Origin of the sequence: Levilactobacillus parabrevis ATCC 53295, from assembly GCF_001434055.1 — a bacterium.
GTDB classification, from domain to species: Bacteria; Bacillota; Bacilli; order Lactobacillales; family Lactobacillaceae; genus Levilactobacillus; species Levilactobacillus parabrevis.
Genome location: NZ_AZCZ01000058.1, coordinates 1 through 8,700, shown reverse-complemented (window position 1 = coordinate 8,700; position 8,700 = coordinate 1). Strand labels below are relative to the sequence as shown.

Here is an 8,700-nt window from a genome sequence, read left to right as displayed (position 1 = left end):
ACGAGGTCAATGCGCACTTACACCCTTGACAAGTGTCAAGGGTAGATTTAAACCCCATTTTGATGGGGTTTATTTGTATTAGAAGGCTAGCGCCAACTATAAAAAACCTAGAGTAAACCCTCAAAAACCTAGAGCTGAATATCAAGATTGATCAATCACATTACGAAGGATCCAATGACTATAAGCAAGACGAGCACTGGGAGTTATCACCCAGGGGTGATTAATTTCAAAAATTTGAATTTCAGTTGCTAAGTAAAGTGGCGTCTTACCATGATTAAAAGCAAAAACGGGTTGCGGAAAATCAGGCTTACTAGCAACTTGATGAACACTTTGACGAGAGTTCATCTGCCAACGAATTTTTAAATCTTCACGCGACAATAATTTTGGCAGGTGTGTTTTTTCAATTTGAGCTTGTTGCTGCAACTTTTGTGTAAAGGCTTGTTTAGTCTTGTTTTGATGCCAATCATCAAAAAGATCATACTTGTTTGATTTAAAATCTAAATCCATAAAGCCAGCCTCCTAACCAAAATCAATTTTATCCAGCATCGTTTCAGTACTAGCCTGGTCTAAGCCTAAATAAGCTAAAGTCATTGCTTCACTGGAATGATTTAATAAGTGCATTACTAGGCCAATATTGTAATTTGATTGCGTGTAAACACGATAAGCCCCAGTTTTGCGCATTGTGTGGGTCCCTAGATAATTAATTCCTAACAGATCGCCAACCTTACTCATAATTTTGTAGAACTGTTTTTCCGTGATATGGCGCTCAGGGTGTTGAATGGAAGGAAAGAGCCACTCAGAGGCTAGTCTATGATCAAGTAGCCATTGACGGTACAATAAGAGCTCTGTTTGAACTGGTTTAAGATACAAGGTATTCGGTTTACCAGTTTTTCGATCGTGAATGAACGCATTTTGTTTAATAGAACCGTCCGGATTAAAAATATCGGTTTGTTTTAAGCGCATGACATCACTCACTCGCAGTAGCGTAGCTTTGCCAACTTGAAAAACTGTATAGTTACGCCGGCCAGCTTTAAAGTTGTTGAGTAAGGTATCTTGAACCTCCTTGAGAACATTTGAATCTTTGATGGGTAAGACAACTTGTTGCATAGTTTTAGCTCCTTAAAAAATTGATTTTTAGTACAAATTAAAGTACAATATTAAGTACAATGAAAGGGTGGTAAATATGACATTAGCACTAACACAGAGCGATTTTCGCGCTAACCTAAAAAAATATTTAGATCAAGTTAATGACGAAGACGAAACCGTTTATATTGCTCGTTCAAACAGTCGCGCAGTGGCCATCGTTTCACAAGAAAAAATGGACTGGCTAGAAAGAGCATTAAAAGCTAAAGAAGGTTCGTTAGAATATGCAATTGCGCGTGATCAGTTAATTAAACGCCATGTTTTACCTGATGATGAAATTGTTGAATCAAATGATGATTATTGGGGTCAGTTTAAATAATGAAAAAACTAAGATTTAAACCACGTGCAACCTTTAATGCTGATTTAAAACGGTTAGCCAGTTTAGACAAATCTATTATTGATGAAGTTCAAGCAGCCATTGACCTGTTGCTTGAGCAACAACAATTACCACCAGAATTTGAAGATCATGAGCTTAATCGGCGAATGAGCGGGTATAATGAATTTCACTTACGAGATACCCCGAAAAACAAAACACCAAGCGAAACTAACGATGTCCTGGTGGTTTATACGATTGATAAAGATGAACTAGTCTTAATTGGCATTCGAGTCGGATCGCATGATCGTTTATTTCCTGGTCAAAATCGTGCTAAAAGGTATCGAAAAAATGACAAATAGAAGAAGTCATTTTTATAATATGAAAATAAATAACCCCCAATATCTACATTATAGATATTAGGGGTTATTCTTTCAATGTTTTTGAAGGGTTATTTGGGACTTATAGACCCCACTGGTAGGAGCAAAGCTGCTAAAGTGGTAGATTGTAAAATTAATCCGAACGCTGTTCGGACAAAAAAGATCAGCTTCCTTTAAAATGGTGTTTACCACAAACCCATCTTTTAGGAGCTGATCTTTTGTCTAGTATAACCTATTCCGAACGAATTAAAATCGAAACCTTTTGTGAACTAGGGCTGTCCAATATCCAAATGGGCGTTCGGATTAATTTTACAATCTACCATAAGCCTACCGATTTTTTAATATTATTTTATTCATCAATTTCCGGCGCCGACCCAAGCTCTGCCTGAATCATCCAGATTTTCTTCTCAATTGCGGTTTTGAGACCAATGAAAATATCTTGGGTACTGAAGTCTTTTTCAACATCGGATACTTCAATGCCGTGTTGGTAAAGGTCTTCCAAGTAACGATAGCCATCAACTAAGTGTGCGAGGCGTTCTGGGGTTGTTTTGTCCCATTCACCAGGCCAGTCTTGAATCTTAGTGTTTTCGGCCATTTCTTTTAAGGTCGAGTAAGGACTGCCATCAAGCGCAATCAGCCGTTCAGAAATGACATCGAGTTGGCTGTCAATTTCTTCCATGAACTCATCCATCAAGGGGTGCAACTTCAAAAAGTTGGGTCCACGCATGTACCAATGCGTCTGATGGATAATCATTGACATCTGGCTCAAATCGGCAACGAGTTGATTTAATACTGCTTTGGTTTTCGTATATTTCATTAGATTGATCTCCTTTCGATATGGTTATTATAACTTAGTGGTAGCTTAATGTGAAACGTTATACACTGGCAAATTAAGTTATTTATAGCCCGTAGAATTAAGTCGTTTTGAAAAGATGGAGACGTTATATGGTAGATTGTAAAATTAATCTACAATTGAATTTTATTTACCTTATGAAGATGTTCAAAACGCGTTAAAGGAAAGTGCGCAAAACCCCTTTATACGTACAAAGGATGAATGGGTAGTGGGTAACAATGAGTGTAAATTAAATAAGGCACAAAAAAGGATGCTTAAGGATAAAGAAATATATAATCATTTCAATTTAGAAAATATTTCCAGTTCCATCAAAACGGTGCTAAACAAGATAGTGCATGACATCGATGACTAATACTTTAACACCAAACAGAAAGGGGCTATGAATATATAGGGTCTATAGTTAATTATAGCCCCTAAATTAAGGAATGTTTTAGTGACCACCTAGGATCATAGTTAATTCATAGCAAAACTCCTGGTATTTTACTTAGAAGTCAATAAATTAATTGGACTGCTTTATGGTGGTAAGTTATGACGTATTTTAACACCTTTAATTATAAGGCACAAAAAAAGCGACACAATTGTTAAGTTATGACGCAGTTTATATATTCATTTAGCGGACATTAACCCATTTATTAATAAAAACTGGACTTAGAATGCGTTTCTCAAACGTCGAAACATGAAAAAAAGCCTATTTCTAGGCGCTTTTTACGATTATTGTTGTAAAGTTTGTTGGGCTTTTTTAGCTCTTGGCTTTTTAAATCTGGATTATCCTTTGCACCTGAAGATGGAAAGGGGACTGCTTCTTCTGCTTATGGTGGTCTAGGCATGGCTTTAGGTAATAACGGATTTAACGTTATCGGTGCTTTGTTCCTTAGCCAGTTTCGACTAGGATTTATAGTCTTTGGTATATTCACATTTGCTGGCGTATTAATTGCAACTTTGATTGTCCATGAGCCTTCTAATTTAGATGAAACCTCAACTAAAAAGAAAGAAAAGTTTTCTTTAAAAAATGTAAAGTTAATTTTTCCTTCTTGGCAAATTGGCGCGACTACTACCTAGCTCTTATAGGAAAAATGTTTCAGGGAGTTGGAAACTTTGCAATTACAGGATACATTTTATATATAATGACCGACTTTCTTCATCGTGGTAATCAAACTCAATCTTCTATCCAACTTGTTAACATGATTATGCTTATTTTTGGCATTTTGATGGGATTAGTCGCTGGGCCACTATCTAATAAATTTAAAATACTGAAATTACCAGTAGGTCTCTCAACTATCTTATTAGCAATTGCAGGTCTCTCCCTGTTCTTCTTAAGAAATAATACTGGTATTATTCTTTACGCCTTAGCTGCCGGTTTAGGAATGGGCTTATGGAACGCACTTGATAATTTATTAAACTTAAAAGTTATCCCCGATCAAAATCGTGTTGCATTTTTCTTAGGTGTTTACAACTTAGGTAATACAATTACACAAGCTATCGCACCCGTTTTAGCCGCTGCCGTCATAAGTCTTTTTGGTTATTCTGGAATTTTTATTGTTTCATTTATTTTTTCCTTGATTGGTGGTATTTCAATGCTATCGATTAAATCATTAAAACGTTAGTAAGATATTTTTTAGCAATCCTTATTTAAAGTTAAGGATTGCTTTTTGTTCTCTTCAGTTGCAATCGCTTGCAACTCGCACCTATCCTCTGCTATGCTCGTGCCAACAATGGTAATTATTTATTCACCTAAATTTAGGATGGAGGTAATTAAATGACTGAAAGTTATCAATTTGATGTTTTGTACTTAGGCGCGGGGCATGGTGCCTTCGACGGGGCGGTTCCACTAGCTAATAGTGGTAAAAAAGTCGCCATTATCGAAGCGGACAAAATCGGGGGAACTTGTCCAAACCGTGGATGCAACGCGAAAATTACGCTGGACAACCCGGTTCAACTTTTACGCCACCAAGAACGCCTTGATGGCATTGTAAATGGTGACTTAAAGCTGGATTGGACTGCCAATGTAGAACATGAACACGAAGTCATCGACGGCTTGCCGGACATGATTACTGGTTTACTCGACTCTGTTGACATCGAAATTATTCACGGTCGTGGAAAATTTGTTGATGCTCACACCATCGAAGTGGATCAACAGCGCTACACCGCTGACAAAATCGTGATTGCAACGGGGCTACGTCCCCACCATCTAGATGTTATGGGCTCAGAACTTACGCATGACAGTACCGATTTTATGAACCTCAAACAGCTTCCTGAAAATATCGTAATTATTGGCGCGGGCTATATCGGCATGGAATTTGCCACGATTGCCAATGCTGCCGGCGCGAACGTCACTGTACTTTTACGCCATAATCGGGCGTTGCGCAAATTTAATCAAGATTACGTAAAACAAGTCATTGCCGACCTCGAAAAACGAGGGGTGAAGTTCATTTACAACGCTCAGGTGGATCGTTTTGAGGAAGACGGTTCTCATTTTACCGTGTCTTATAACGATCACGAAACCCTCACCACCGACTGGATTTTGGATGCTACCGGACGAATTCCTAACATCGAAAACATCGGATTAGACGAAGTAGGCGTTAGTTACAATGCTAACGGGATCGAAGTTAACGATCATCTTCAAACTAACATTGATAACATCTATGCTTCTGGTGATGTGCTTGATAAAGAACAGCCTAAGCTCACCCCGACTGCGATCTTTGAATCTAGTTATTTAACCCAACTTTTCACAGGAAAGACTACTGACGCAATCAACTATCCGCCCATCCCAACCATTGTCTTTACCTCACCACAAATCGCACAGGTTGGTATGAGCGTCGAAGAAGCTCAGCAAAATCCTGATTACACCATTAAAACTAATCATCTTCCTGACGGATGGTTCCGCCAAGTTGATAAGGAAACAATTGGTGATAACACCTTGATTTACGATCAAGACCATCATCTTGTAGGAGCAGCTGAAGTTAGTGAACATGCTGCCGATGCAATTAACGTTTTATTACCAGCAATTGAGTTTCAATATACAGCTGAACAACTAGGCCGCATCGTACCTCTCTTCCCTACTTTGGGAGCGGACGTCTGGTCACAGATTTAAAAAAACGCTGAGCCTCTTTTAAGGAGACTCGGCGTTTTTTTATTATTTAGTAAATTCAGCAATTGCATCATCAATATGTTGCCGTACTACCTCAACATGATCCATTTCATCATCTTCTACATGTGGTAAAGGATTACGTGCTCGTCCTACACTTACCCCACGTTTAGCTAAGATTAACTTCATCACATCATATAAATTACCTTTAAATGATGTCAATTTAACTGAATCATCTATTTTCGCCATAGTCCCCACCATTTTCTTGGTTTTTCTTGTTCTTCTATCCTTTTTTGAACTTTGATTTGTTCCTGCAAATTTTCCAACTTCTCTTTAAGAGCGTTCACGTTCACTTCATCTTTATATTGATTGTCTAAGTGTTTGAATTCTGTTTCCTGTGAGGGCATTTTGAGAACTTTTAATCTGTCGTTTTCTGCTTTGTATTCTTCGAGCAGTTGTTTGTCCTGTAAGGCCAATCTTTGTTGCTGATCTAGTAACTTATGTAACTCTTTCTTTTCAGATTGAATTTCTGATACTAAATTTCGAAGGAATTTCACTTCATCTTGTCCATCAACCGCATCTTTTTTGTTGTCGTCAACATCATCTTTTTGTTGACGGTATCTTGTTGACGAATTGTTTGAGAACATTGCTTTAATAGCTTTTTGCCCATCAACATCAACGTAAACAGTATTACCTTTTGTTGATGTAAATTGACGTAAATCGATTGACGCATCTCTTTTTATCTTTTGCCATATAGCCTGCTTTGAAACGCCCAATTCATCAGCAAGTTCTCTAATTGTTTTAGGCATTATTTCCAAACCCCTTTCGGAGTTCAGCAAGTGCTTCTTTTCGTGCTTGATCTCTTATTTTTTTATCGTGCTCGGCCTGTTTATCAGCCAATGCTTGTTTCTCAGTAGAGCCTAGAGTTAACCCCTTAACTTTATCAATGGCACGCCATTTTTCCTGTTCTGTTAATTCACCATTATGCTGAATGTTAAATAGTTTTTGACGTTCATCTTGAAATTGACCTTGTGAGAAGTCGTTAGCGTCTTTCTTTTCAGGCTTCCAAGTAAAAGAATACCCAATCACTGGTTTTCCGCGGCCTTTACCATATTTTTTTCTAACCGTTAGGCCTCTAAAAAGAGGCGTAAGTTCCTCTTTGATGGGTTTTAAAACGGATTGATTTATATTGCTACTTTTATAGCTTTTAGGGACATCTAATAGCTCGTTAAAGTCTGCAACTGAAAAGTAAGCGTACCCAGTAGTTCTAAATTGTTTTAGTAACCGAAACATGGTTTTTGCGTAGCTACTTTTTAAATCTCTGAATTCTGATAAAGCATAACGAACCCAACTTTCCAGCTCATTTAATAATTTTATAGCTTTGGGGTAAATTTTAATATCAACATAAGGATCATCAGCATGGCCGTTTATCTCAAATTCGGTAAACATAACAAAAAATTCACGATGCAGCCCATCTTTACTACGCCTTCCAAAGCGTAAGCCTAAAATTTTTTGATAAGTACTTTCAATATCGTCAATAAATCGGTTATTTGCTGTAGGTTTATATGCACTTAATTCTTTTAATTGATCAAATGAAAACCTTACAGTTTCGTCACCCTTGTCACGCATTCTAGAAACTATTGAGAAGAATAAATTCATTTCAACAGGAGTGAATTTTCGAAGTGGGATTGTATTTAATTCAGGATCATATTTAACAATTTCATTACTCAAATGAAGCACCTCTTTTAATGAATATGGTTTTATGAATATACAATACTACAAAACTCTATCTATAAACAGACAAAACTCTATCTATAAACAGACAAAACTCTATCTATAAACAGACAAAACTCTATCTATAAACAGACAAAACTCTATCTATAAACTCCTGTATTCCTTGGGAGAGTAAGGCGCAATAGGGGTCTAAAAGAGGTTTAAAAGAGGTTTATAAAAGAGGTATATAAGAGGCACCACTGTACGAGATACAAACCTAAAACAAAAAAACACAAAGGAGTGAGCCAAAAAACGGCTCACATTAAACTCCAGTCGCACAGCTCCTTGCGCCTCACGCTGTTCGTTGCCTACAAAGGAGTGACAAGCCACATTTAATCGGGCGCTAACGCCCCGAACCCCGTCCAAGCTGAGCCAGCTTGACCGCTTTTTCACTCGCCGTTAGGCAGGAAAGCAAAGTTTTGTAGAAACTTTGGCTTTCGCCATTTCAGTGTTAAGACTGGTTAAGAGCTGTCAATTCCTTATGCTCCCACGCTGCGCTCGTCCGCTACCATTGACAGCAAACAGTTAGTTTTTTTGAATCTTAACAAGAACTTAGCGGCTATGTTCGTTTTTTAGGGCCTTATTTTTCGTTTCTAGCAATTTTAAGACTATTCATATACATTTATACCAAAGAAAAACAAAAAGCCCTCAGCAGGCTCTTAGAGGGCTAAATAACGAAGCCAGGACGATTAATAATATCTTCTTGTCTTTTTTGCAAAATATAAGTGTATAAGGAATCATACAAATTCTTTTTAATCTCGTCAGGTTCATTGACAGAAGCTTCAAACAATTCTTGAATATCAACTTGCCAAGGATCAGCAAGCATTTCATCAATTGGTTTTAATACTTTCTTCTCGTCAATCTTAATGACCCCTAACATCAAAATAATGCTTTCAGTTTAAATTCACAGATCTTACAGCACCGTTATTCAAAATTTGTTACCAATCTTATAAAGATTATCTGCACAAAGCAATTAAAAAATTTTGGCTTAAAACAGCGTAGTCTGCAACACTTTTTAAATATTTAAAACATAACAATCCTAGTTAGGTGCAAACATAAATTGAATTAAAAATACAGTCAATTTAACAACAGCGAAAACTGATTTTATGGTTATCAGTAAACCGAGTAAAACGAGGTCAATGCGCACTTACAC

The 8,700-nt window shown here is 37.3% G+C and carries 12 protein-coding genes and 1 pseudogene; 6 read left to right on the top strand and 7 right to left on the bottom strand.

The window, feature by feature from the left end; genetic code table 11:
• Positions 1-141: 141 nt before the first annotated feature.
• Together FD07_RS11220 and FD07_RS11215 are read right to left on the bottom strand one after the other, a co-directional pair.
• Positions 142-507 carry a hypothetical protein gene (locus tag FD07_RS11220; RefSeq protein WP_020090509.1) on the bottom strand — a complete coding sequence of 122 codons (366 nt, stop codon included), beginning with the start codon at positions 505-507 and terminating at the stop codon, positions 142-144.
• Between the two features lie 12 nt (positions 508-519).
• Positions 520-1,107, bottom strand: coding sequence for a site-specific integrase (locus FD07_RS11215; RefSeq protein WP_020090510.1), 588 nt, complete (start codon positions 1,105-1,107; stop codon positions 520-522).
• Positions 1,108-1,183: 76 nt separating this feature from the next.
• On the opposite strand from FD07_RS11215, the gene FD07_RS11210 reads away from it, so the two are divergent.
• The 3 genes and pseudogenes from FD07_RS11210 to FD07_RS12405 all read left to right on the top strand — a co-directional run.
• The gene (locus tag FD07_RS11210; RefSeq protein WP_002834561.1) at positions 1,184-1,462 is read left to right on the top strand and encodes a type II toxin-antitoxin system Phd/YefM family antitoxin; all 279 of its coding nucleotides are present in this window, start codon (positions 1,184-1,186) and stop codon (positions 1,460-1,462) included.
• Positions 1,462-1,818 carry a type II toxin-antitoxin system YafQ family toxin gene (locus FD07_RS11205; RefSeq protein WP_020090511.1) on the top strand — a complete coding sequence of 119 codons (357 nt, stop codon included), beginning with the start codon at positions 1,462-1,464 and terminating at the stop codon, positions 1,816-1,818. The genes FD07_RS11210 and FD07_RS11205 overlap by 1 nt, the downstream gene beginning before the upstream one ends.
• Before the next feature lie 236 nt (positions 1,819-2,054).
• A pseudogene (locus tag FD07_RS12405) lies at positions 2,055-2,144 on the top strand (IS30 family transposase); the annotation flags it as partial.
• A 41-nt stretch (positions 2,145-2,185) separates the two neighbouring features.
• Here FD07_RS12405 and FD07_RS11200 read toward each other — a convergent pair.
• Complete coding sequence (locus tag FD07_RS11200; protein ID WP_003587210.1) at positions 2,186-2,653, bottom strand: Dps family protein; 468 nt, start codon at positions 2,651-2,653, stop codon at positions 2,186-2,188.
• A gap of 861 nt (positions 2,654-3,514) precedes the next feature.
• Between FD07_RS11200 and FD07_RS11195 the strand changes: the two genes are divergently transcribed.
• From FD07_RS11195 to FD07_RS11185, 3 genes are all read left to right on the top strand, one after another.
• On the top strand, positions 3,515-3,748 hold the full coding sequence (locus tag FD07_RS11195) for a hypothetical protein (protein ID WP_010013316.1): 234 nt from the start codon (positions 3,515-3,517) through the stop codon (positions 3,746-3,748).
• A 65-nt stretch (positions 3,749-3,813) separates the two neighbouring features.
• Positions 3,814-4,293, top strand: coding sequence for an MFS transporter (locus FD07_RS11190; RefSeq protein ID WP_323670464.1), 480 nt, complete (start codon positions 3,814-3,816; stop codon positions 4,291-4,293).
• Positions 4,294-4,445: 152 nt separating this feature from the next.
• The gene (locus FD07_RS11185) at positions 4,446-5,780 is read left to right on the top strand and encodes a dihydrolipoyl dehydrogenase family protein (protein WP_002831210.1); all 1,335 of its coding nucleotides are present in this window, start codon (positions 4,446-4,448) and stop codon (positions 5,778-5,780) included.
• 42 nt (positions 5,781-5,822) lie between these two features.
• Here FD07_RS11185 and FD07_RS11180 read toward each other — a convergent pair whose 3' ends face one another.
• The 4 genes from FD07_RS11180 to FD07_RS11165 form a co-directional block, all read right to left on the bottom strand.
• Entirely contained in the window at positions 5,823-6,023 is a 201-nt protein-coding gene (locus FD07_RS11180; RefSeq protein ID WP_020090466.1) for a hypothetical protein, read from the bottom strand.
• Positions 6,011-6,583: a helix-turn-helix domain-containing protein gene (locus FD07_RS11175; RefSeq protein ID WP_020090467.1), complete on the bottom strand. Its 573-nt coding sequence runs from the start codon at positions 6,581-6,583 to the stop codon at positions 6,011-6,013. The genes FD07_RS11180 and FD07_RS11175 overlap by 13 nt, the downstream gene beginning before the upstream one ends.
• Positions 6,576-7,505, bottom strand: a complete 930-nt coding sequence (locus tag FD07_RS11170; protein ID WP_014271903.1) for a replication initiation protein — start codon at positions 7,503-7,505, stop codon at positions 6,576-6,578. Before FD07_RS11170 ends, FD07_RS11175 begins: the two co-directional genes overlap by 8 nt.
• A gap of 709 nt (positions 7,506-8,214) precedes the next feature.
• Positions 8,215-8,427, bottom strand: coding sequence for a hypothetical protein (locus FD07_RS11165; RefSeq protein ID WP_010625629.1), 213 nt, complete (start codon positions 8,425-8,427; stop codon positions 8,215-8,217).
• Positions 8,428-8,700 lie beyond the last annotated feature (273 nt).